At 38.4% G+C, this 24,490-nt stretch carries 21 protein-coding genes and 1 pseudogene; 21 read left to right on the top strand and 1 reads right to left on the bottom strand.

Annotated features, from left to right (window positions below; translation table 11 throughout):
• Nucleotides 1–38 precede the first annotated feature (38 nt).
• From HMPREF0493_RS07110 to HMPREF0493_RS07050, 13 genes and pseudogenes are all read left to right on the top strand, one after another.
• On the top strand, nucleotides 39–419 hold the full coding sequence (locus tag HMPREF0493_RS07110; RefSeq protein WP_006352647.1) for a PTS glucitol/sorbitol transporter subunit IIA: 381 nt from the start codon (nucleotides 39–41) through the stop codon (nucleotides 417–419).
• Nucleotides 420–431: 12 nt separating this feature from the next.
• Nucleotides 432–1,646 carry an AI-2E family transporter gene (locus tag HMPREF0493_RS07105; RefSeq protein WP_006352646.1) on the top strand — a complete coding sequence of 405 codons (1,215 nt, stop codon included), beginning with the start codon at nucleotides 432–434 and terminating at the stop codon, nucleotides 1,644–1,646.
• A gap of 48 nt (nucleotides 1,647–1,694) precedes the next feature.
• Nucleotides 1,695–2,255 carry a tRNA (cytidine(34)-2'-O)-methyltransferase gene (locus HMPREF0493_RS07100; protein ID WP_006352645.1) on the top strand — a complete coding sequence of 187 codons (561 nt, stop codon included), beginning with the start codon at nucleotides 1,695–1,697 and terminating at the stop codon, nucleotides 2,253–2,255.
• 2 nt (nucleotides 2,256–2,257) lie between these two features.
• Complete coding sequence (locus HMPREF0493_RS07095) at nucleotides 2,258–2,650, top strand: DUF1149 family protein (protein ID WP_006352644.1); 393 nt, start codon at nucleotides 2,258–2,260, stop codon at nucleotides 2,648–2,650.
• 16 nt (nucleotides 2,651–2,666) lie between these two features.
• Nucleotides 2,667–5,162, top strand: coding sequence for a DNA translocase FtsK (locus HMPREF0493_RS07090; protein WP_006352643.1), 2,496 nt, complete (start codon nucleotides 2,667–2,669; stop codon nucleotides 5,160–5,162).
• The gene (locus HMPREF0493_RS07085) at nucleotides 5,149–6,363 is read left to right on the top strand and encodes a M16 family metallopeptidase (RefSeq protein WP_040457404.1); all 1,215 of its coding nucleotides are present in this window, start codon (nucleotides 5,149–5,151) and stop codon (nucleotides 6,361–6,363) included. Before HMPREF0493_RS07090 ends, HMPREF0493_RS07085 begins: the two co-directional genes overlap by 14 nt.
• Nucleotides 6,360–7,608, top strand: a pseudogene (locus HMPREF0493_RS07080) (M16 family metallopeptidase). Before HMPREF0493_RS07085 ends, HMPREF0493_RS07080 begins: the two are co-directional and overlap by 4 nt.
• Entirely contained in the window at nucleotides 7,605–8,333 is a 729-nt protein-coding gene (gene ymfI / locus HMPREF0493_RS07075) for an elongation factor P 5-aminopentanone reductase (RefSeq protein WP_006352639.1), read from the top strand. The pseudogene HMPREF0493_RS07080 and the gene ymfI overlap by 4 nt, the downstream one beginning before the upstream one ends.
• A 73-nt stretch (nucleotides 8,334–8,406) precedes the next feature.
• Nucleotides 8,407–9,456, top strand: coding sequence for a helix-turn-helix domain-containing protein (locus HMPREF0493_RS07070; RefSeq protein WP_006352638.1), 1,050 nt, complete (start codon nucleotides 8,407–8,409; stop codon nucleotides 9,454–9,456).
• 33 nt (nucleotides 9,457–9,489) lie between these two features.
• On the top strand, nucleotides 9,490–10,068 hold the full coding sequence (pgsA, locus tag HMPREF0493_RS07065) for a CDP-diacylglycerol--glycerol-3-phosphate 3-phosphatidyltransferase (RefSeq protein ID WP_006352637.1): 579 nt from the start codon (nucleotides 9,490–9,492) through the stop codon (nucleotides 10,066–10,068).
• A 192-nt stretch (nucleotides 10,069–10,260) separates the two neighbouring features.
• On the top strand, nucleotides 10,261–11,373 hold the full coding sequence (gene recA, locus HMPREF0493_RS07060) for a recombinase RecA (protein WP_006352636.1): 1,113 nt from the start codon (nucleotides 10,261–10,263) through the stop codon (nucleotides 11,371–11,373).
• 121 nt (nucleotides 11,374–11,494) lie between these two features.
• Nucleotides 11,495–13,129: a ribonuclease Y gene (gene rny / locus HMPREF0493_RS07055; protein ID WP_006352635.1), complete on the top strand. Its 1,635-nt coding sequence runs from the start codon at nucleotides 11,495–11,497 to the stop codon at nucleotides 13,127–13,129.
• Nucleotides 13,130–13,234: 105 nt separating this feature from the next.
• The gene (locus HMPREF0493_RS07050) at nucleotides 13,235–14,419 is read left to right on the top strand and encodes an MraY family glycosyltransferase (protein WP_006352634.1); all 1,185 of its coding nucleotides are present in this window, start codon (nucleotides 13,235–13,237) and stop codon (nucleotides 14,417–14,419) included.
• Nucleotides 14,420–14,459: 40 nt separating this feature from the next.
• On the opposite strand, the gene HMPREF0493_RS07045 is transcribed toward HMPREF0493_RS07050, so the two are convergent.
• Nucleotides 14,460–15,122: a YigZ family protein gene (locus tag HMPREF0493_RS07045; protein WP_040457403.1), complete on the bottom strand. Its 663-nt coding sequence runs from the start codon at nucleotides 15,120–15,122 to the stop codon at nucleotides 14,460–14,462.
• Nucleotides 15,123–15,166: 44 nt separating this feature from the next.
• On the opposite strand from HMPREF0493_RS07045, the gene HMPREF0493_RS07040 reads away from it, so the two are divergent.
• The 8 genes from HMPREF0493_RS07040 to HMPREF0493_RS07005 all read left to right on the top strand — a co-directional run bounded on the left by HMPREF0493_RS07040 (nucleotide 15,167) and on the right by HMPREF0493_RS07005 (nucleotide 24,388).
• Nucleotides 15,167–16,453, top strand: a complete 1,287-nt coding sequence (locus tag HMPREF0493_RS07040) for an ATP-dependent helicase ComFA (protein ID WP_006352632.1) — start codon at nucleotides 15,167–15,169, stop codon at nucleotides 16,451–16,453.
• Nucleotides 16,450–17,145 (top strand): ComF family protein, encoded by a 696-nt coding sequence (locus HMPREF0493_RS07035; protein WP_006352631.1) that lies wholly within the window; start codon nucleotides 16,450–16,452, stop codon nucleotides 17,143–17,145. Before HMPREF0493_RS07040 ends, HMPREF0493_RS07035 begins: the two co-directional genes overlap by 4 nt.
• Before the next feature lie 93 nt (nucleotides 17,146–17,238).
• Complete coding sequence (gene hpf / locus HMPREF0493_RS07030) at nucleotides 17,239–17,784, top strand: ribosome hibernation-promoting factor, HPF/YfiA family (RefSeq protein ID WP_040457402.1); 546 nt, start codon at nucleotides 17,239–17,241, stop codon at nucleotides 17,782–17,784.
• Nucleotides 17,785–17,933: 149 nt separating this feature from the next.
• Entirely contained in the window at nucleotides 17,934–20,339 is a 2,406-nt protein-coding gene (secA, locus tag HMPREF0493_RS07025) for a preprotein translocase subunit SecA (RefSeq protein ID WP_006352629.1), read from the top strand.
• A gap of 52 nt (nucleotides 20,340–20,391) precedes the next feature.
• Nucleotides 20,392–21,508, top strand: a protein-coding gene (gene prfB / locus HMPREF0493_RS07020) for a peptide chain release factor 2 (RefSeq protein ID WP_127345674.1) whose coding sequence is annotated in 2 segments (ribosomal slippage) — nucleotides 20,392–20,463 and nucleotides 20,465–21,508 — 1,116 coding nt in all. Because the reading frame shifts where the segments join, the coding sequence is not laid out codon by codon here.
• A 29-nt stretch (nucleotides 21,509–21,537) separates the two neighbouring features.
• The gene (gene hprK, locus HMPREF0493_RS07015; protein WP_040457401.1) at nucleotides 21,538–22,503 is read left to right on the top strand and encodes an HPr(Ser) kinase/phosphatase; all 966 of its coding nucleotides are present in this window, start codon (nucleotides 21,538–21,540) and stop codon (nucleotides 22,501–22,503) included.
• The gene (lgt, locus tag HMPREF0493_RS07010; protein WP_006352626.1) at nucleotides 22,500–23,336 is read left to right on the top strand and encodes a prolipoprotein diacylglyceryl transferase; all 837 of its coding nucleotides are present in this window, start codon (nucleotides 22,500–22,502) and stop codon (nucleotides 23,334–23,336) included. Before hprK ends, lgt begins: the two co-directional genes overlap by 4 nt.
• Before the next feature lie 32 nt (nucleotides 23,337–23,368).
• On the top strand, nucleotides 23,369–24,388 hold the full coding sequence (locus HMPREF0493_RS07005; protein ID WP_006352625.1) for an NAD(P)H-dependent glycerol-3-phosphate dehydrogenase: 1,020 nt from the start codon (nucleotides 23,369–23,371) through the stop codon (nucleotides 24,386–24,388).
• The last annotated feature ends 102 nt before the right edge of the window (nucleotides 24,389–24,490 follow it).

Here is a 24,490-nt window from a genome sequence, read left to right as displayed (position 1 = left end):
TTTCTTATGCTAAAATTAAATACAAGGAGTTAATAATTATGAAATGGACAGCAACGATTGAAAAAATAGGTAAAAAGGCGGTTGATGCTCGCGACCAAATGGTTATTCTTTTTGGCGAGGGCACTAACCAAGATTTGGAAGATGTTTCAGTTATTCAAAAATTTGATTCTGAAACACCAGTAAGTGGCTTTGTTTTCAAGAAAGGCGATACAATCACAGTTGATGGCACGACCTATATTGCTGATTATGTTGGCCCAATGGTTGAAAGCAATATGAAGGCTTTAGGTCACGCTACTTTATTCTTTAACCGTAAAGTACCTAAGGCACCATTAGCTAACGCTATTTATTTTGACCCTGATGAAAGTCAAGCTTTGCCACAATTCAAGCTAGATGATGACATTGTTTATGAACACATTTAACGGGAATTATTGATGGAGCAAAAAAAGAGTCGTAAAAAAGCCAATTTCTTTGAAAAATGGTTTTTAGATAATCGTTTTAGTGTAATATTATTTAATTTCTTACTGTTTTTCCTGATTATTTGGGTTTTCAATAAGATTTCATTTGTCCTGAATCCAGCATGGATGTTTTTCAGTGCAATCTTACCGCCGGTTTTATTAGCCACAATTCAGTTTTATGTTATGAATCCGGTAGTTGATTGGCTTGAAAAAAAGTGGCGCGTTCCACGGGTATTAACGATTATTGTTTTATTCTTAATTGTAGTTGTAGCTTTAATCTGGATAATTAATACGATTATTCCAATTGTACAAGAACAAATCAATTCATTGGTCAAGAATTGGCCAAAAATTTGGGACGATGCTGTTAATGCTACGCAAAATGCTTTGCGTGATCCAAGACTTAACAGCGTTCGCAGCAATATTGACAAAATAATTGATAATACGCAAAAGACCCTGTTCAAGTCAGGACAGACAACTGTCAATGTAGCTTTGACCAATATTTCTTCAGCTGTAAGTATCATTACTATGATCATAATGACGTTAATGACAGCACCTTTCTTGCTTTTCTTCATGTTAAAAGATGGACACAATTTGCGTCCTTACATTACTAAGTTCGCTCCACAGCGTTGGCAAAAGAGTTTTGGCAAATTGCTTTGGGATATCAACAATGCGATTTCTTCTTACATCAGAGGACAAATTACCGTTGCCTTCTGGGTTGGCGTGATGTTCGCTATTGGCTATACTGTTGTTGGTTTGCCTTATGGTTATACTCTAGCAATTCTTGCTGGATTCTTGAATTTGATTCCATATTTCGGAACGTTCATTGCATTTATTCCAGCTTTAGTAATTGGAATTATGACCTCAGTGCCGATGCTGATTAAAGTCTTAATTGTTTTTGCAATCGAGCAGGCGATTGAAGGGCGTGTAATCAGTCCATTGGTAATGGGGAATAAGCTTGAAATGCACCCAATTACGACTATTTTGCTGTTAATTGGAGCCAGTGCAGTGTGGGGCTTATGGGGCGTTGTTTTCGGAATTCCGATTTACGCCGTCTTGAAGATTATTGTGTCTCGTGTTTACAATTATTATCGAAAAGTATCCGATGTTTTTGATGATGATGCAGATTCAGCCACGGAAGATGCATCTTCGGATAAAAATAAGCAAGTAAAAACAAACTCAAATGATAACTAAGCAAAACGTGGTGTTATAGCCACGTTTTTTGCTGATTTGGAGGTAAAAATGACAAATCACGTTGTATTGTATGAACCATTAATGCCTGCCAATACCGGTAACATTGCCCGTACTTGTGCCGGTACCAATACGGTTTTGGACTTAATTGAACCACTTGGTTTTCAAATCGATAATAAAAAAATGAAACGAGCAGGCTTGGATTACTGGGATAAAGTTGAAATTCATATGCATGATGATCTTGAGGCCTTTTTGAAGACGTTGGGGCCAAATGATGAAATGTATCTAATTTCCAAGTTTTCATCCAAAAATTATGCCCAGGTGGATTACACAGATCCAAACAAGAATTATTATTTTGTATTTGGAAAAGAAACAACTGGTTTGCCAGAAACCTTTATGCGCGAATATTATGATCGTAATTTGCGGATTCCGATGTCTAACAACATTCGTTGCTACAATTTGGCTAACTCAGTAGCTATGGTTTTGCTAGAAGCATTGCGTCAACAAGGATTTCCTAATATGGAAACAAGTCACCATTATGAAAATGATAAATTGAAGGATGATTATAATCGTCCAGAACGCTATGAACGTAATTTAGGAGATAAAAAATAATTATGGAATTTGAAAAAGAAACACCAATTTTAGTACACTCATTTCACTATGATTTAAATGAAGAACCAAGAGTAAAAAACGAGGTCAATGTTGCTTTTAGAAAAGCTGCTCGTCAAAATGAAGACGGAACGACAGATGAAGGACAAGGCGGAAGCTATTTTGAAGTAGTTGTTGTTTTTGATGTCGCTCCAGAACCTGGTGATTTTTCTGTTAGCGGCCGCATTAGTCAAATTATAAAATTGAAGGATTACTACGGTGATGGTCAGGACTTGTCAAAAGATGACTACCGCCTTTTAAGCAGACCTTTGGTCGAATATATTGAAACTTTAACTTATGAAGTTACTCAAGTAACCCTTGATAACCCGGTTAACTTGAACTTCCAAGCCAATTTCTAGTTAATTAGGTGAAAACATGCCTAAACGCAAGAAAAGAAAAACAAGTAAAAAAGTAAATAAGAATAAACAAAAGGCATCTTTATACTGGGTAACAGCTGGAATTGTACAGATTTTGATTGCAATTTTGTCATTTGCAAAAGTAGGATGGCTTGGCAATCAAACTGCTAACTTAGTTCGACTTTTCTTCGGTAATTCATATTTGTTGGCTAGTGGTTTATTAGCTTTATTCGGCTTAATCATGGTAATTTATGGTCAGCCAGCTCATTTAAAGGTTAAACGCAGTATTGGTCTGTGTTTATCCATTTTTGGCATCTTGCTTATTCAGAGTGGATTGTTTTTTGGACGTGAACTGGTTAACAGCGGTTTCATGAATTCTTTTTGGCATGAAATGGGTGCTGAATTCGGTCGAGCTGCTGTAACTGAAGACGTTGGTGGCGGTTTATTCGGTACTTTAGGTTTTCAGTTTTTTTATCCGCTTTTAGGTCAGATTGGTTTAAGAGTTATTGCTGTTTTATTGATCCCGATTGGCGTTTTGATGTTCTTTGACGTTAAGTACCGGACAATTGTTGAAAAATTTCAAGCTCTCAGCCAAGGTCTTATTAAGAAAAATAAAGAAGCCAGCGACAAACTAAAAGACAAATATGCGGAAATTCGCGAAAAACAAGAAGAACGTCGCCAGCAAAAGAAATCCAATCGCGATAAATTAACTGATCCATTACAAAAGGAAAGCTCTGTTTTTCCTGATGTTGAAGATTTTGATGAGCAAGAACAAAAGCAAGACTCAGAACCAGCAAGCAGCACAAGCAGCCAACCAGAAGAAGTTGAAACACCAATGCCGGAAGTCATTACGCCAGATACGCCAGCAGAAGATGAGACTGATGAACACAAGCCAAGTTTCTATTCTGATGATCATCCACAAAATATTGCTAATCCTAGCGTAAATCATAGTGAAGATAATTTTCCTAAATCTCATTCTTTTGCCGATGACGATCAAAAGATGATGCAAGAATTAGGCAGCGTGGATCACGGAGAGTTAAAGACAGATACTAAAATTAATCCAAGCTACAAGAAGCCACCATTGTCTCTGCTTGATCCAATAAAAAATGCCGATCAGAGCACTGATAAGCAGTTGATTCAAAAGAACACGCAAATTTTGCAGTCCACGTTTAAGAGTTTTGGCGTTAAAGTAATCATTAAAAAAGCAATTTTAGGACCAACGATTACGCGCTATGAAGTGCAACCCGCAGTCGGCGTGAAGGTTAGTCGGATTGTCAATTTGGCTGATGATCTTGCTTTGGCACTTGCTGCTAAGGATATCAGAATTGAAGCACCAATTCCGGGCAAGCCGTTTATTGGAATTGAAGTTCCAAATCGGACGACCTCAACTGTATCCTTTAAGGATGTGATGGAGCACCAAGATCCTAAAGCGAAAAAGAATCCAATGGAGGTACCATTAGGCAAAGATGTCGCTGGTAAAATTATCTCTGCTAATTTGAGTAAAATGCCGCACCTCCTGATTGCCGGTTCAACTGGTTCTGGTAAATCAGTTGCGATTAACACGATTTTGAGCAGCATCTTAATGAAGGCACGTCCAGAAGAAATTAAGCTGGTGCTGATTGATCCTAAAATGGTAGAACTGTCAGTTTATAATGATGTACCACATCTGCTGATTCCAGTGGTAACCGATGCAAAATTGGCCTCCAACGCGCTTCACAAAGTTGTTAAAGAAATGGAGCGCCGCTATAAGCTATTTGCTTCTAGTGGCTGCCGCAATATGAAAGAATACAATCAAAAAGTTGTGGAAAACAATCAAGATAAGACTAAGCCAGTTATGCAGTCTTTACCATATATTTTAGTCGTAGTTGATGAATTGAGTGACTTAATGATGGTCGGTGGCCATGATGTGGAAGGAGCAATTGTTCGTTTGGGTCAAATGGCACGTGCTGCCGGAATTCATATGATTTTGGCAACTCAGCGTCCGAGTGTTGATGTTATTACTGGTTTAATCAAAGCCAATGTTCCATCGCGAATTTCCTTTGCTGTTTCAAGTGGTGTCGATTCCAGAACTATTTTGGATCAGACTGGTGCTGAAAAGTTGCTGGGTCGCGGTGATATGCTTTATATGCCCATCGGAGCTTCTAAACCCGAAAGAATTCAAGGAGCTTACATTGCGAGTGATGAAGTTGAAAGAATTATCGACTGGGTCAAAAAGCAGCAGAAGGCTGAATATGATCAAACGATGATCCCACAAAAGGGTGCAAGCAGTTCAGCTGAAAACGCGAATGATGATCCTGATGATGAGTTTTATGCTCCAGCAGTTGACTTGGTAAGAAAACAACAAACTGCCAGTGTTTCCATGTTGCAAAGACGTTTTAGAATTGGCTACAATCGTGCCGCAAGAATTATTGATGAGATGGAAGCAAAAGGAATTGTTGGTCCATCAGAAGGATCAAAACCTCGTCAAGTATTAATTCCACCAAAGAAAGATGATAGTCAAAATGCTAACGGTTAATACTTCAATTAAATCAAACGAAAAATTTACAACAGCCTCTCTAGGCTGTTTTTTACGCTTGCCGCTGACTAAGCATAATTTAGCGTATGCTAGCTTGCTTTCAAGAATGCAGACGAACGCAAGTCTTTATTTTCCTTCAATTAGAGCTCAACAAGAGGAATTATCGCAGTTGTATGATCTGCAATTAGAAATTATGCCGCAGTTGTTTGGTAAAGAGCTGCTTCTTTCATATGTTGCTAATTTCGTCGAGCCGCTTGAGCTGCTGGATCCAGATTATAGTTATGCCAAAATTGTTGAAGATCTGGCTTTAATTGTTCAGCATCCAAGTTTTGATCCAGCCCTGGTTTCAGTTAGTCAAAAACAATTGTTGGCTGATTATAAAGAAATTGTCGCAGAGCCATCCAATTATGCTCTGGATCGTTTTTTCAATATCTGGTATCAAGATGAGCCTGATTATGCAGAAAACTTTATGGGGCCGATTGAAGAAATTACGGCTGCCACTTCTGGACAAATTCAGCGTTTCAGTGATAGTTTGCGCAGCGTGCCAACGACGATTATTGGCTTGGCTCGAGACCCTAAATCAATGAATAGATTGATTAGAGAAGAGTTTAAACAAGCTGGTCTTTTAAAGAAATTCATGACAGAAGATGCAACGATTATTACGCCTAAGCGTTTAGTTAATAAAACAGAAGAAAAAGGCAATTTGCAAGCCCAATTAATGCTGGGATATGGTTACCGGCAAAAGATTGATTATTATGAGCAAGTTATTGGAATGGTTTTAGCACAATATCTTGCTGGTGACCCTTCTTCAAAATTATTTACGGGAATTCGTGAAGAATTAGGTGCAGCATATGATGTTGAAGCAAATAACTTTGCTAATAATTCATTGTTTTTAATTAATGCTGGCGTCGCTCCTGATAAAAGCAGTCAGGCAGAAAAGATCATTCGAAATGAGATGGCCCAAATTGGTGAGGGCAAGATTGATGATGACTTGCTGAAAAAGGCAAAAAGAGCGTTAGTAACCGTTCAAAAAATTGGCCAGGATCAACCTAATTGGCAACTGGCTCAAATGCTCAGAGAAAATCTTTTCCCTGAATACGAGAATTTTGATCGTCTGGCTGCGCTTAAAAAAGTTACAGCTCATCAATTGCAAAAATTTGTTCAAAATCTATTTTTAAATGAAAGCTATATTTTAAAATGAGAGTACCACAAATCATTAAACGAAAGTATGATTCCGGCTTTGAGGCGGAATTTGTATTGAGACCGAATTTTAATCAACGTTTTTTTGGGATAATCGTTGATTTTGGCAGCAGTGATCCCCAAAGACATGCAGGAACGGCGCACTTTTTAGAGCATAAATTATTCGCTAAAGAGAGCGGAGATTTATCGCATGAATTTGAAAAAATTGGTGCTGATGTTAATGCTTTTACTTCTTTTAATGAGACGATGTTTTACTGCAGTGGCATCAGTAATAACCAAACTTTGATCAAGCTTTTATTCAGACTGGTTGGCGAGCCGTATTTTACCGAAAAAAATGTTGCCCAAGAAGAGCCAATTATTCAGCAGGAATTAGCTATGTATCAAGATGAGCCTAATTGGGCCGTCAATAATACTTTGATGAAGCAAATGTTCGGCGATTCAAATCTAGGAATTGATGTTGCTGGTACTAAAGAAACAATTGCAGCAATTACCGCTCAGGATCTATTGGAATGCTATCAGCAAAATTATGTTGCATCAAAAATGCATTTTATTGCCTGCGGAGATTTTTCAGATTATCAGGTAAAAACGCTCTTGCGCTTAGTGGGTAAATTATCCGAACAATATTTTAAGAAACAAGCAGCTAATAAGTGCAAGATTGTTTGTGCTAAAGGGCAATTGCAAAGCAAGGTCCTAGTCAATAAAAGTGAATCCAACCTTTTTGGAATCGGCCTACGCTTGCCAAATTTTAAGAAAGTATTATCAAGTCGTGATTTGTCTCAAATTATGCTTGAAATAATGTTAGAATCAAAATTAAGTGTAACAAGTCCGTGGTTTGAAAGAATGAGAAAACACAATTTGTTAAGCAATTCGCTCCAAATTTCGGTTAATTACACACGAGAAGGAAATTTTGCGACTATTTTTGGAATTAGTGGGCAAAGCAAGATGGTCATTCAAGAAATTAAGGATGAGTTAAACAAACCATTGCAGGCTTTGGATAGAGTTTATCTGCATAAGTTCTATAATCTGAAGAAAAAAGAATGGCTTGCACAGACAATTCGCAGTTTAGATGATACCCTACTTAGCTGTGGAGTGTGCCGAGGAAAGCCTTGATGGCGAGAACTCGTTTGAAAATATCCAGAAGCTGCAGCTGCTTAGTTTTGATGATTTTGCAAGCTATTGTGCAAGTTTGATGAAAGACTATCAATTTTGTGCTGTTAGACTTGAGAAGGGAGAGGCAGAGCAGTGAAACGTGTAATTGTTTTTGGCGCAACTGGCGGAATTGGACAAGCAATCTGTCAGACTTTGGCAGCCGATGGCTGGTCACTTTATTTGCATTGCAATAACAATGTGGATGGAGCTAGTGAGCAGGCGCAAAAGCTGATGACAATTTATCCACAGCAGGATTTTATGCCGATAAAATTTGATTTTTTATCTGAAAAAGAGCAGCTTTCCAAGTTTGTTAATTCACTCTTACCAGTTAATGCAGCGGTTTTTGCACAGGGAATCACTAAATATGATTTTTTGACCAAACAAAAAATTGCTGATATTGAAAAAATTATTCAAGTCAATCTGACTGTTCCCATTGAATTAACTAAATTGCTTGAACCAATTTTAATTAAACAAGAATATAGTCGCATCGTCTACTTAGGATCAGTTTACGGTGGTCAGGGAAGTGCGCTGGAATCTGTCTATAGTGCGACCAAAGCGGGACTTAGCCGTTTTAGTCAAGCCTATGCGCGTGAAGTGGCTTCGACAAACCTGACGGTTAATGTGGTTGCACCGGGCGCCGTAAACACACCGATGAATGCAATGTTTTGCAAAGAAACAATGCAAGAAGTTGAAAGTGAGATTCCGGCAGGACGTTTGGCTCAAGGAAAGGATATTTCTTATTGGGTAAAATGCTTGCTAGATAAAAATAGTTCTTATTGTACTGGGCAAACAATTTATATTAGCGGAGGCTGGCTTTTATAATATCCAAGTTTGTCATAAAAATTTAAATTTATGGTATACTCAATTTGTTAATCTAAAATTTGAAGAGGTAAATATGGCTGATATCGGAGATAAATTACGCAGTGCTAGAGAAGCTAAAGGTCTTTCGATTGCGGATATTGAAAAGGCAACAAAGATTCAAAGCAGATATTTGGAGGCAATCGAACAGAACGATTTTGATAAGCTTCCTGGTGATTTTTATGTCAGAGCATTTATTAGACAATATGCTCAAATCGTCGGATTAGATGGTAAGGAATTGTTGAGTGATTATAAACAAGATGTACCGGAGTCTGATCCAGATGAATATGTTGAAAATTCAATTGACAACAAGAGTGAGGAAGTTCGTGAGACCACAGATAATAAGAAAAATATGTGGAAGAACTATTTGCCACGGATTGCTATTTGTTTAGGCGTAATCATCGTCGTCTTAGTAGTCTACTTCTTATATGCGCGTCTTTCTTCAAGTGGACAAAGCAGTAATAATGACAACAATGTGGCTGTTTCTTCACAAACTTCTTCTAAGTCAAGCTCATCTTCGGCTGTTAAGAAGAGCAATGTTAAGGTAACTTCTTTGGGCAACAACCAATATCGTGTTACCGGGCTTAAAAATAACCGCAAGTTGACTATTAAAGCTGGTTCTCAAGCCGTAACTGCTACAGTTACTGTTAATGGGGCTACAGTGCAACGTAAGGCCATTGCTGCAAACAGCAAAGATAGCTTGAACTTGTCAAGCGGTGCCAAAACTGTTGCTATTACTTTGAGTAATGATACTGATACTTCAATTAAGATTGCCGGTAAAAAAGTCCCATATACTACCACTGGTCAATCTAGAACAATTACCTTGCTGATTGGTAAAGCAAGTTCACAAAGCAGTTCTTCTAGCTCAAGCACGCAAAGCAGTACACAGAGCAGTTCAACTACTAACTCATACAACAAGCAACAAAGCAGCAGTCATCAGAGTCAGACTCAATCAAGTCAAACGCAATCTTCAACTACGCAGAGAAACCAGACTAAAAATGACCAAAACAACCAAGGTCAAAGCGGTAAAGGCCAACAAAGCAGTCAAAACAATAACGATAAAGGCAATGACGCTGGTAACCGTTAGTTTGATTAGAGTGGTATTTTAGAGGAGATAAAAATGAATTTACCTAATAAATTAACAATGTTTAGAATCTTTATGATTCCAGTATTTATGTTGCTTATTATTTTTAGAGGAGCAACAGGCGGCTATACTGCTACAGTCGGTGTAGCACACGGAACGGTAATTTCTTGGCTTCAAGTGATTGCTGTTGTAGTATTTGCAGTAGCTTCTGCTACTGACTGGCTTGATGGTCATATTGCTCGTTCACGCAATTTGGTTACCAACTTCGGTAAGTTTGCTGACCCACTTGCTGATAAGATGTTGACAATGACTGCCTTCATTTTCTTGGTTTCACTTAATTTAGCTCCAGCATGGGTAGTTGCAATTATTGTTTGTCGTGAACTTGCAGTAACTGGTTTACGTTTAATCGTTGTTGAAAATGATGGTGAAGTTATCGCTGCTAAAATGCCAGGCAAGATCAAGACCACAGCACAAATGCTTTCAATTATTTTCTTGCTTTTAGGTGATCCATTATATCTCGGAACTGTTTTGCTTTACATCGCTTTAATCTTTGCCGTTTACTCCGGTTACGATTATTTCCATTCATCATGGGGCGTATTCAAGGGCTCAATGTAGTTTGATAATCAAATAAATCATAAAAAAGATTGGATTTATCCAATCTTTTTTATTTTCTACGGTAAAATAGCAATTTTTTTCGTATTTATAATATGGAGGATAAAATTCTTGAACGCTCGTTCGCTTTTTCCTTGCAATCTGCTAAAGAGTCAAAGTATAATTAATATGTAATGTCCATAGGAGGTAAATAGTTTGGCCAAAGATGAAAAAAAGGCTGCCTTAGATGCGGCCCTCAAAAAGATTGAAAAGAACTTTGGTAAGGGCGCTGTTATGCGGATGGGTGAAAAAGCCGATACGCAAATTTCAACTGTCCCAACCGGCTCAATTGCATTGGATGCAGCCCTTGGTGTTGGTGGCTATCCACGTGGGAGAATTATTGAAGTATATGGTCCTGAATCTTCAGGTAAGACAACGGTTGCTTTGCATGCCGTAGCTGAAGTACAAAAGCGCGGTGGTACGGCTGCTTATATCGATGCCGAAAACGCTATGGATCCAGCTTATGCGGAAGCTTTAGGCGTTGATATTGATTCTTTGATTTTGTCACAACCAAATACTGGTGAAGAAGGTCTGCAGATCGCTGATACTTTAATTTCCAGTGGTGCTATCGACATTTTAGTTGTCGATTCAGTTGCTGCCTTGGTTCCACGAGCAGAAATTGAAGGTGAAATGGGTGATGCCCATGTTGGTTTGCAGGCTCGTCTTATGAGCCAGGCTCTTAGAAAGCTTTCAGGAACAATTTCTAAGACAAAAACCATTGCAATCTTCATTAACCAGATTCGCGAAAAGGTCGGTGTCATGTTTGGTAACCCTGAAACTACGCCAGGTGGTCGTGCTTTGAAGTTCTACTCAACGATTAGACTTGAAGTAAGAAGAGCTGAACAAATTAAGCAGTCTGGTGATGTTTTAGGTAACCGCGTTAAGATTAAGGTTGTTAAGAACAAAGTTGCCCCACCATTTAAGGTTGCCGAAGTAGATATTATGTATGGCAAAGGCATCTCACAAAGTGGTGAGCTTTTGGATATGGCAGCTGATAAGGATATTATCGATAAAGCTGGATCATGGTATTCATATAAGTCTGATCGAATTGGACAAGGACGTGAAAATGCTAAGAAATACTTGGAAGATCACCCAGATATTTATCAAGAGATTGAAACTCAAGTTCGTCAAGCTTATGGTATTGATGAAAAATCCATTGCCGACCGTGAAAATCCTGAAAAGATAAAAGAAAAACGTGAAACCGCTGAAAAGAGCGAAGAAGCAAAAGAAACTGCCGAGAAAAAAGAAGCAGCCAGTAAAAGCAAATAAAGTTGGAGAAATCAACCTTGACCTTGGATTTTAATTCCAAGGTTTTTTCTTGTTGATTGACATGTGCATTCCAGTTCTTTATCATAAAACTGTGTGAATAATTCTAAAAAAGGCGATAGTAATGATGGTAAATGAAATTTTAATTTCCGCCGTGGTTGCTATTGTTTCACTTTTAGTGGGATTAGGCGCAGGCTATGCAATTCGAAAAAATTCTTGGGAAAAGAAAGCCCAAAATGCACAGAATGATGCTGACCACATTCTTGCTGATGCCAAGGCACAGGTTACTGCTGTTGAAGCTGAAGTAAATGCACAAAAACAGGCTGCGGAAGCAGTTAAACAAAGTGCAGAAAACACCAAAAAAGAAAAAATTCTTGAAGCACAAGAAGAAATTCAAGAATATCGACAAAAAATCGAAGACAGTTTGAATCAAAAACGTGATGAAATTTTACGTTTGCAGAATCGTCTAGGACAGCGTGAAGATACTCTTGATCATCAAAAATCTTTATTGGAGGAAAAAGAATCTGGCCTCTCACGAAAAGAAGATCAATTAAAGCAGCAAGAAGCTAATTTAAACAAAAAGCTAGAATATGCCAATGAGTTAGTCGAAAAACGTCGACAAAAACTTTATGAGGTGGCTGATCTGGATAAGGAACAAGCTAAGAAGCTTGTTTTGAGTCAGCTCTCAGATGAATTGGTTAAAGAACGAGCTGAAATGATTAGAAATAGCAATGAAGAAGTTCAAGCTAAAGCTGATCGTTTTGCTAATCAAATATTGGTTGATGCGATTCAAAGCTCGGCAGCTGATACAGTTGCAGAAACCACGGTTTCTGTAGTTGATTTGCCAAATGAAGAAATGAAGGGCAGAATTATTGGCCGTGAGGGACGCAATATTCGTTCCTTTGAAGCTTTGACAGGAATCGACTTAATTATTGATGACACGCCAAAGGTCGTTACTTTGAGCGGCTTTGATCCAATCAGACGAGAAATTGCCAAAAGAGCAATGCAGCGTTTGATTAAGGATGGTCGAATTCATCCAGCTCGCATTGAAGAGATGGTTGATAAGGCCCGTAAAGAAGTAAATGACGATATCTATGAAGCAGGTGAAAGTGCTTTGATGGATTTGGGAATTCACCGGATGAATCCTGAATTAGTGAAGACTTTAGGCCGACTTAAATATCGTACTTCTTATGGTCAAAATGTTTTAGCACACTCAATTGAAGTTGCAAAATTAGCAGGTACAATGGCTGCAGAACTTGGTCTAGATGAAAAACTAGCAGTTCGCGCGGGATTATTACACGATATTGGTAAAGCAATTGATCATGATATTGAAGGCTCACACGTTGAGATTGGGGTTGAATTGACTCGTAAATATCATGAATCAGATATAGTAGTTAATGCGATTGCGGCTCACCACGGAGATGTACCGAAGTTATCGTTTATTGCTGAACTTGTAGTAGCGGCAGATACGATTTCTTCAGCTCGTCCGGGTGCAAGAAGCGAAAGTCTTGAAAACTACATTAGACGGCTGACTGAACTTGAAGACATAGCCAAGAGCTACCAAGGAGTAAAGCAGGCTTATGCGATTCAAGCAGGACGTGAAGTCCGGGTTATGGTTGAGCCTGATGAAATTTCAGACGATCGTATCACTGTATTGGCACGGGACATTAAGAACCAAGTTGAAAAAGAACTTGATTACCCAGGTAATATTAAGATTACGGTTATTCGTGAAAAACGAGTGTTTGCAATTGCTAAATAAGCGTTCGGCATAAGAGCTGAGCGCTTTTTGCTTTACTTAAACTTGATTGTTATCTCAAAGTCCTTGTATAATGAGAGGAAAACTTCTTAAAGAAAGCAGTCAAAAATGTTTAAAATTATTGTTGATTTATTCTTTCTGGTCATTATCCAGGCGGCCATCACGCCGTTTATTCGAAGATTGGCCTTTGTTTTAGGAGCCGTAGATAATCCTAATGCAAGAAGAGTTAACAAAAAGCCCATGCCTACAATTGGTGGCTTGGGTATTTTCGTGACTTTTAATATCGGTTGCTTTATTCTTTTGCGTGAGCAATTTCCAACCCATGAATTATTCTCAATTTTGCTTGCCTCAAGCGTTATTGTCTTGACCGGTATGATTGATGATATTCTTGAATTAAAGCCTCGACAGAAGATGTTTGGCATCTTTATCGCATCCCTGGTGGTTTATTTCTTTGCAGGCATCCGAATGGATGTTATTAATCTGCCGTTCATTCACCATGAAATAACTTTAGGCTGGTGGAGCCTGCCAATCACCATTTTTTGGATTCTGGCTTTGACTAATGCCGTCAATCTGATTGACGGGCTTGATGGTTTAGCTGATGGCGTATCGATGATTTCTCTAACTACGATGGGAATCGTCGGCTACTTCTTTTTACATACCCATGAACTGTATGTTCCAATTGCTTGCTTTATGCTGGCGGCCTGTTTATTGGGCTTTTTACCGTACAATTTTCATCCAGCCAAAATTTTCTTGGGTGATACGGGAGCATTGTATATTGGGTTCATGATTTCGATTTTCTCGCTTAAAGGCTTGAAAAACGTTACTTTCATTTCATTGCTGGTCCCAATTATCATTTTAGGGGTTCCAATTACTGATACCGTTTATGCGATGATTCGGCGGAAGCTGAACAAGCACCCAGTTTCGCAGGCCGATAAGCATCACTTGCACCACCAATTAATGAAGATGGGATTGACTCATCGACAAACAGTTTTGACAATTTATGCTTTATCTTTAATTTTTTCTTTTATTTCATTGTTGTTCCTGCTTTCACCAACTTGGGGAATTTGGCCATTAATTCTGTCATTGTTGTTTGCCCTTGAATTATTTGTTGAATCAATTGGACTTTTAGGTGAAAAATACAAACCGCTCATGCATTTGATGCAGAAAGTTATCAGTTCTCGAAGTACGAGGGATCCAAAAGTTGAGGTTTGGCATTTGGGTGAGGAAAAGCCAAATCAATTAAAACGTCCGGATAAGCAATTTAAAGTTCAAGACGATAAGAAAAATAAGTAAAACAAAAATGAGTTTGAGATAATTTTTCTCAAGCTCATTTTTATTGTTCATGAAAATTGTTTTGCGTCACGGGCATTTCATTGTAGCGCTTTTCGCCTAACGTGAACTTTACTTTGCCAGCCAACAAATTAGTTAAATCATCTTCAAATTGCTTTTGGTTTTCTTCATCCAGAAAAACTTTAATTTGAACATCAGTTGCATAATTGGTATCTGCAATTAAAATTTGTTTTTCTTTAAGGTAGTGGTTAACTTCATCGAAGCGATTATAGGCAACAGAAAAGATCAGTTCTTGCTGTAGACCCCGTTTAATGACGCCAATCTTTTCGGCAGCTTGGGTTACGCTGTTTGAATAGGCTCTGATTAATCCGCCGGCCCCCAGCTTAATGCCGCCAAAATATCTGGTAACGACCACAGTCACGTTTTTAAGCTTCATCAGTTGGAGTGCTCTCAATTCAGGGATGCCAGCCGTACCTGAAGGCTCACCGTTGTCGCTAGCCTTTACTTGATCATCATTGAGACCAATTGTGTAAGCATAAGTATTGTGATTTGCATCATGGTACTTTTTGCTTATTTTTTTAATAAATGCCATTGCTTCTTCAACCGTATTGCTGCGTGCTATGCTGGCAATGAATCTGCTTTTTTTAATAATAATCTCGTTAGTGCCATTTTCTTTGATAGTTAAGAAATTTTCATTTTTTGACAAAAAATCGCCTCTTTTTACGTATATATATTTTAGGAGGGCAAAAAATGGAAAATTCACCCCAATTAGCTGGTCGACAATGGACGAGCAATCAACAGAATTTTAGCATAAGTGCAGATACTAATAAAATTCCAGCAATTGAAAACTTTTATTGCAATCGTTGTGGCAGCCGTGTTTCAGGAGAATTGCCATCAGGTAAAAAATATTGTCGTGCCTGCATTGGGCTGGGACGAATCTGTGAAGGAGACAGTTTGATTCGCCTGCCAGCAGATAATCGGCTTTTTCCAAAATTAAAAAATGGCGGAATGACTTGGCAAGGAGAATTAACATCGCAGCAGCAAAAAGTGTCAACGGCCTTGCTGGAAAATTTTAACAAAAAGAAGAATACTTTGGTTCACGCTGTTACAGGGGCCGGTAAAACAGAAATGTTGTTTGAATTGATTGCTGCTTGCATGAAAGAGGGAAAACGAGCTTGTATAGCGACGCCGCGAATTGACGTTGTAAATGAGCTCTATCCTCGTTTTGAAGCAGCCTTTGCCAAAATTAAAATTGGCAAATATCATGGCCGTGAATATCATGATCCGGGAAACGATCAATTGACGATTTGCACAACGCACCAATTGCTAAAGTTTTATCAGGCATTTGACCTTTTAGTTATTGATGAAGTTGACTCATTTCCTTATGTAGGAAACAGTCAGTTGCACTTTGCGGCTAAGAATGCAGTAAAAAAGACGGGAGTTCGTGTTTATTTAACAGCTACGCCAACGGAAGACCTGCTCTTAGAGGCAAAAAGCGGCGAATTAGAAATCGTCAAATTAAATCGCCGGTTTCATGGTGGATTGTTGCCTGTACCTAAAGAAAAATTGTTTTTACGACCATTTCTGAAAAAGAATAAAATTAATCCAAATCTATTGCGGGAAGTAAAAAAAGTTTTAGCGACGGACCATCCTTTGCTTTTATTTGTTCCACGAATAGATGAAGTTAATATTTATTTGCAGGCACTAAGGACCGACCCTGATTTGAAAAAAGTGCACATTGCCGGCGTCCATGCTGCAGATAGCGAAAGAATTAAGAAAGTCCAACAGTTTCGTGAAGGACAACTAGATTTATTGATCACAACGACTATCTTAGAACGAGGCGTAACTTTCAAACATGTGTGGGTTATTATTGTTGCGGCTGATGATCCAATTTATACTACAGCGAGTTTAGTTCAAATTGCCGGCAGAGTTGGTAGAGATAAAAACGATCAAGATGGGCTAGTGCTTTATTGCTATCACAAATATACGGCCAAGATTGATTTAGCAATCAAGCAAATTAAGGAGATGAATCGATGATTGAATGTCTGTTCTGTGGTCAGTATTTCGCTGCTGATTTCAACTTGCTGGATCTTTTATCAACGCAAAAAAAGAGACAAGGCCGTCTTTGTCGGCAATGTCTTAAACGTTTTCCAAGATTAGGCAAAACACGCTGTCCAAATTGTGATAAAAATGTGGAAAAAAGCGGACTATGTTTGGACTGTCAAGATTGGCAAAAGATTTATCCCGATAATTTGCTTAAAAATCATGCTGTTTACCGTTACAGTGATGCTTTTCATGACTTACTGGTGAATTATAAACGTTACGGCGATTACTGTCTTCGAGAAATTTTGCAAGAGTTGATTCGAAAAGAAATTCAAGAATACCATTTTGATTATTACGTACCAGTACCTACATCACCGGAGCATCAAAAACGAAGACAATTTGATACAGTTAGTGCAATCTTTGCAGATTTGCTGCCGCTTAGCTATTTTCTAAAAAAGAAAGAAGGCACAGGAGCACAGGGTGAAAAGAATAAGCGTCAACGGCTGCTAACGCCACAAGGCTTTTTTGTTGCTAAAGATGCCCCAATCAAAGATAATATTAGTAATGACAGATTCTTATTATTAGATGACATTTATACCACGGGAAGAACCCTATATAATGCGCGAGACAAGCTCTTAGAAGTGTTTCCACAAGCAAAAATTGAAAGCTTTGCAATTTGTCATTAATCAATTGTTATTAAATTAATGCTAAACGCTTACATTTTCTGGTATAATGAAATTGTAAAGAAAAAACGCATAACGGTGAAAGGAGAATCTTATATGTTAAAATACAATGTTCGTGGCGAAAATATTGAAGTTACTGATGCCTTAAGAAGCTACGTTGAAAAACGTTTGAATAAATTGGAGAAATACTTTGAATTATCTCAAGATGTGATTGCCCACGTTAACTTAAAGGTTTACCGTGATCACTCAGCAAAAGTAGAGGTAACTATTCTATTACCTTACTTAGTTTTGAGAGCTGAAGAAACCACGGACGATATGTATCGCAGTATTGACTTCGTTTCAGAAAAATTGGAACGTCAAATCAAAAAGTACAAGACCCGTGTAAACAGAAAGAGCCGTGAAAAAGGTTTGCACGACTTCTTTGTTGAAGCTCCTGAAGAAGAAGAAAAGAAGCCAGCTAAATTTGATATCGTTCGTAACAAGCGTGTTAGCTTGAAACCAATGGATCCAGAAGAAGCTATTTTGCAAATGGATATGTTGGGACATGACTTCTTTGTATTCCAAGACGCTGAAACTAATGGTACAAGCGTTGTTTACCGCAGAAACGATGGCCGTTACGGCTTAATCGAAACTAATGAATAACAAAAACTTAGTAATAGTTTTTTGAGTCTGGTTTTTCCAGACTTTTTTATTGCTTTGATATTTAATGAAGCGAATATTTTTAATTTGATCGCAATTATGGTAGAATTAAAATGTATTTTTGGACTTTCGACATATAAGGGGCCGATTTAATGGCAAATATTTTAAAGAAACTTTATAACGCTGATAAGCGTGAATTGAAAAAATTTGAAAAGATTGCAAAAAAAGTTGAAAGCTATGCTGACGAAATGAGCAAGCTTTCCGATGAAGAATTAAAAGCAAAAACACCAGAATTTCGTAAACGTTTAAAGAACGGTGAAACTTTGGATGACATTTTGCCAGAAGCTTTTGCTGTTTCTCGTGAAGGAGCAAAGCGTGTTTTAGGCTTATATCCATTCCATGTTCAAATCTTAGGTGGGATTGCTTTACACTTTGGTAATATTGCTGAAATGATGACTGGTGAAGGTAAGACTTTGACTGCCACAATGCCAGTTTATTTGAATGCCCTTGAAGGTAAAGGGGTTCACGTTGTTACGGTTAACGAATATTTAGCAAGCCGTGACGAAAGCGAAATGGGTCAGCTTTACAAGTGGCTTGGCTTAACTGTTGGCTTAAATTTAAACTCAATGTCACCTGATGAAAAGCGTGAAGCATATAACTGTGATGTTACTTATTCAACCAACTCAGAACTTGGTTTTGATTACTTGCGTGATAACATGGTTGTTTATAAGGAACAAATGGTTCAACGTCCTTTAAACTATGCCATTATTGATGAGGTTGACTCAATTTTGATTGATGAAGCGAGAACGCCATTGATTATTTCTGGTCAAGCTGAACAAGCTAATCGTGACTATATTCGTGCTGACCGCTTTGTTAAGACTTTGCGTGAAGACAAGAGCGATGATGAAGAAGATGAAGCTTCAGATGTAGATCAAGGCGATTACAAGATCGACTGGCCAACTAAGACCATTTCATTGACAAGAACTGGAATTGAAAAGGCCTGCAAGCACTTTGGCTTGAAGAACCTGTACGATGTTGAAAACCAAAAACTTGTTCACCACATTGATCAAGCTTTGCGTGCAAATTACATTATGCAGAAGGATATTGACTACGTTGTTCAAAACGGCGAAGTAATGATCGTTGATTCATTTACTGGACGTGTAATGGAAGGCCGTCGTTATTCAGACGGTTTGCACCAAGCTATTGAAGCAAAAGAAGGAGTTAAGATTCAAGAGGAATCTAAGACTCAAGCAACGATTACCTACCAGAACTTCTTCAGAATGTATAAGAAATTGTCAGGGATGACTGGTACTGCAAAAACTGAAGAAGAAGAATTCCGTGAAATTTACAACATGCAGGTAATCACTATTCCTACAAACCGGCCAATTGTCAGAAAAGATATGCCTGATATTCTTTACCCAACTTTGGATTCAAAATTCCGTGCTGTTGTTGAAGAAATTAAAAAGCGTCACGCTAAGGGACAACCTGTTTTGGTTGGTACGGTTTCAATTGAAAGCTCAGAGCGTTTGAGCAAGATGCTTGATCAAGCAGGTATTCCTCACGCAGTTTTGAACGCTAAAAACCACGCTAAGGAAGCCGCAATTATTATGAATGCTGGTCAACGTGGAGCAGTTACGATTGCCACTAACATGGCTGGTCGTGGTACTGATATTAAATTAGGGCCTGGTGTTAAAGAACTTGGCGGTTTAGCTGTTATTGGTACTGAAAGACACGAGTCGCGTCGTATCGATAACCAGCTTCGTGGACGTTCTGGTCGTCAAGGTGACCCTGGTTATACTCGGTTCTACCTTTCACTTGAAGACGATTTGATGAAGCGTTTTGGTGGAGATAGAGTAAAGGACTTCTTGGACCGTCTATCTGATAATGATGATGATAAAGTTATTGAAAGTCGTTTGATCACGCGTCAAGTTGAATCAGCTCAAAAACGTGTTGAAGGTAACAACTACGATACTCGTAAACAAACACTGCAATACGATGATGTTATGAGAATTCAGCGTGAAATCATTTACGGTGAAAGAATGCAAGTCATTGAAGCTGACAAATCATTGAAAGATGTTCTTATTCCAATGATTCACCGAACAATTGACCACCAAATCAACATGTTTGCTCAAGGTGATCATAAAGATTGGCGTGTTGACTCACTGCGTGACTTTATCGTTTCAAGTTTAACCAATGAAGAAGTTGCTGATTCAATTGATTACAAGACGATTAGCGTTAAGGATTTAAAGCAAAAACTTTATGATATCGTAGAAAAGAACTTCGAAGAAAAAGAAAAAGCTCTTGGCGATCCATCACAAATGCTTGAGTTTGAAAAGGTAGTCATCTTACGGGTGGTTGACGATCGTTGGACTGACCATATTGATGCAATGGATCAATTGCGGCAATCAATTGGTCTTCGTGGTTATGGTCAATTGAACCCATTGGTTGAATACCAAGATTCTGGTTACAGAATGTTTGAAGAAATGATTTCAAACATTGAATTTGATGTAACTCGTTTGTTCATGAAAGCAGAAATCAGACAAAACTTAAGTAGATAATGAGAGAGGGAGAAAGCAATGAGTTTTCTCCTCTTTTTTGAAAAGGGAAGCAATGGAAATTAGTGAAATTCAAAGTGTGCTAGACGATTTGAAGAAGCGTTTAGATCACTTTAGGGGGTCTCTTTGACTTAGATGCAATTGATGAAAGCATCGGAATCAATGAACAAAAAATGGCAGAGCCGAACTTTTGGAATGATCAGGATCAGGCTCAAAAATTAATTAGTGAAACCAATCTTTTAAAAGAAAAAAGAGATTCCTTTCTTGAATTGAAAAAGGAATATGAAGATGAAACGACAGCTCTTGAATTAATCAAAGAAGAGCCAGATAAGGAGCTGCAGGAAGAAGTTGAAAACAATTTAACTCATCTGCAGTCTGCTTTTCATAATTATGAGCTAGACTTGCTTATGTCGGGCAAATATGACAGTCATAATGCCTTGGTTGAAATTCATCCTGGTGCAGGTGGAACGGAAGCAATGGATTGGGCTAGCATGCTACTGAGAATGTATCAGCGATACTGCGAGAGTGTTGGCTTTAAGTTTGAGATCAATGACTATGAGCCAGGTGAAGAAGCTGGTGTAAAGAGCGTTAGCATTCGAGTAAGTGGCAAGAATGCCTATGGGATGCTGAAGTCTGAAAATGGCGTGCACCGTTTGGTTAGAATTTCGCCATTCGACTCTGCTAAAAGAAGGCACACTTCATTTGCCTCTGTAGAAGTTATTCCAGAAATAGACGATAGTATTAAAATTGATATTGATCCCAAAGATTTACGAATTGATGTTTATCGTTCTAGTGGTGCTGGCGGTCAGCACATTAATAAAACTTCAAGTGCGGTAAGAATTACCCACTTGCCTACTGGAATTGTAACGACTTCTCAGGCTCAGCGTTCTCAATTGCAAAACCGCGAGACAGCGATGAATGAATTGCGAGCTAAGCTTTTCCATTTGGAAGAAGAAAAGAAGAGAAAGCAAAAGCAGGCACTTAAGGGCGATCAAAAAGAAATCGGCTGGGGTTCACAGATTCGTTCATATGTTTTCCATCCTTATAATCTGGTTAAAGATCTGCGCACCAACTATGAAACAGCTGATGTTAAGGGGGTAATGGATGGCAAATTGCAGCCGTTTATTTATGCCTATTTGCAGTGGCGCTTAAGTCAAGAAAACCCAGATTAGAATTAGTCCATTATTAGATGAGGCAAAAAATGGTAGAATCGGTAAAATTAACTAAATTAATTCGTGATATCAGCATTCTTCATATCTATGAAGGAGAAAGCTACGTTGCCGATAAGGAGATTAAAGTTTCAGATATTTATCGGCCTGGCCTTGAATTAACCGGCTATTTTGACTTTTATCCAAAGCAGCGAATTCAATTGTTGGGTCGTACTGAAATCTCTTATGCGGCTCGGCTTGATCATGATATTCGGACGCATGTTTTTAAAAAAATGTGTACGCCTAATACCCCTTGCTTTTTAATTTCACGTTCTTTGCCAATTCCTGAAGAATTAAAGCAAGCAGCCGATGAAGCTAAAATTCCTATTTTGCAATCGGCTGATTCCACAACCTACTTATCAAGTATTTTGACGGATTATTTGCGGCAAAGATTGGCAGCTAGAACCAGCATCCACGGTGTTTTGGTTGAAATCAAAGGTATGGGTGTGCTTTTGACAGGTGTATCTGGTGTTGGTAAGTCTGAAACTGCCTTAGGTCTGGTTCAACGTGGCCACCGTTTAATCGCAGACGATCGGGTTGACGTTTATCAAAAAGACCATGAAACTGTCATGGGTGAAGCCCCTAAGATTTTGAAGCACCTAATGGAAATTCGTGGAATTGGTATTATTGATGTTATGAACCTCTTTGGTGCCGGTGCTGTAAAAGACAGAACGGAAATTCAATTAGTGATCAACTTGGTCAACTGGGATAAGAATGCCAATTACGACCGACTGGGCTTTGATGAAGACACGCGTGAAATATGCAATGTTGCAATTCCACAAGTAACGATTCCAGTTAAGGTTGGACGCAATATTGAAATCATTATTGAAGTTGCAGCAATGAACTTCAGAGCTAAGAAAATGGGCTATGATGCCACCCAAGTCTTTGATGATAATTTAGCAAATTTGATTTCTAACAATTCTAGAAAAGATACGAAAAGAGAAAATAATCAAAAATGATTTTCTGTGCACTAAACCGTAATGCCATCCAAATTGGCAATTTTAGCGTCAAATGGTATGGCGTTATCATGGCAGTAGCAATTGTCCTGGCTACTTGGATGTCAATTAGCGAAGGCAAAAAGCGACATATCATGAGTAATGACTTTGTTGACTTATTGCTATGGGCGGTACCTTTAGGCTATGTCGGTGCCCGGATTTATTATGTTATTTTTGAATGGGGCTATTATTCACAGCATCCTGATCAGATTATTGCGATCTGGAATGGTGGAATAGCGATTTATGGCGGTTTAATTGCCGGCCTGATCGTTTTGCTTGTCTTCTGCTATAAAAGAAGGCTGCCGCCATTTTTGATGTTGGACATCATTGCTCCCGGAGTCATGGCTGCTCAAATTTTGGGTCGCTGGGGCAATTTTGTTAATCAAGAGGCCCATGGTGGACCGACTACCTTGCATTTTCTACAAAGCTTGCACTTGCCAGAATTTATTATTCAACAAATGAAAATCGGTGGAGTCTATTATCAGCCAACGTTTCTTTATGAATCCTTTTTTAATCTAATAGGATTAATAATTATCTTAAGTTTGCGCCATAAAAAATATTTTTATAAACAGGGCGAAGTTTTTATGTCATACTTATTATGGTATTCGATAGTCAGATTCTTTGTTGAAAGATTGCGAACGGATAGTTTGTATATTTTCGGTATAATTCGAGTATCACAGGCCTTGAGCTTAATTTTATTTATAGTGACATTGATTTTATTGATCTATCGTCGTGTCAAAGTTAAGCCAAAGTGGTATCTTGATGGTAGTGGTTTAAAATATCCATATACGAGATAGAAGAAATTCAGTTAGAAAGATTGAGAGATAAAATGACAAAAATTGCAGTTTTAGGTAATGGTTCATGGGGCTCGGTGTTGGGTTCCATGCTCGCTGATAATGGTAATGACGTAATTCTTTACGGTAACATCGATAAAGTAAATGAAGAAATCAATGCTACTCATACTAACAGCCATTACATGAAGGATTGGAAGCTAAACCCAACCACTTCAGCAACTGGAGACCTTGAAAAAGCTTTGGATGGTGCAGAGATCGTCTTATTCGTATTACCAACCAAAGCTGTTAGAATTGTTGCTAAAAATGTACGCAAAGTTTTTGATAAAACGGGTGCTAAGCCATTGCTTGTGACTGCTACCAAAGGGATTGAACCAGGAAGCAAGAAGCTGATTTCAGAAATTTTAACTGAAGAGGTTTATCCAAACGACAGTGACAAGATTGTTGCTATTTCAGGCCCAAGTCATGCAGAAAACGTTGCTCAAAAAGATTTGACAGCGATTGCTTGTGCTTCAGAAAATGAAGAAAATGCCAAGTTTGTGCAAAAGAAGTTTTCTAACAACTACGTTCGTTTCTACACCAATGATGATTTGATCGGTGTTGAAGTTGGCGGTGCCGTGAAGAACGTAATTGCAATTGCTGCCGGTATTTTAGTTGGTAAAAAATACGGCGATGATGCTAAGGCTGCCTTAATGACTCGTGGTCTTGCAGAAATTACCCGTTTGGGTGTTAACTATTTTGGTGCTAAGCCAATGACCTTCAGTGGTTTAGCAGGTATTGGTGATTTGATTGTAACTTGTACTTCAGTTAACTCAAGAAACTGGCGTGCTGGTAAGCAAATTGGTGAAGGCAAGAGCTTAGATTATGTATTGAAGAACATGGGCCAAGTTGTTGAAGGTGCTACTACAGTTAAAGCTGTCCATGAATTAGCTCAAGAAAAGAACATCGATATGCCAATTAGTGAAGCAGTTTACCGTGTTCTTTACGAAGATGCTGATGTTGATGAAGAAATTAAAAAGATGATGGGCAGAAGTCCTAAACCTGAAATTCGTCTTTAATAAAAGAGAAAGAAGTGTCTGTTAATGCAGGCACTTTTTTTATGGCTCTTTGTCAAATCCTGTTGATAGAGAGTAAATGAAGAGAATCAAGCAACCATTAAA

The organism is Lactobacillus amylolyticus DSM 11664, from assembly GCF_000178475.1.
In the GTDB taxonomy this organism is placed as follows: Bacteria; Bacillota; Bacilli; order Lactobacillales; family Lactobacillaceae; genus Lactobacillus; species Lactobacillus amylolyticus.
This window is presented reverse-complemented; position numbering and strand designations above follow the sequence as displayed.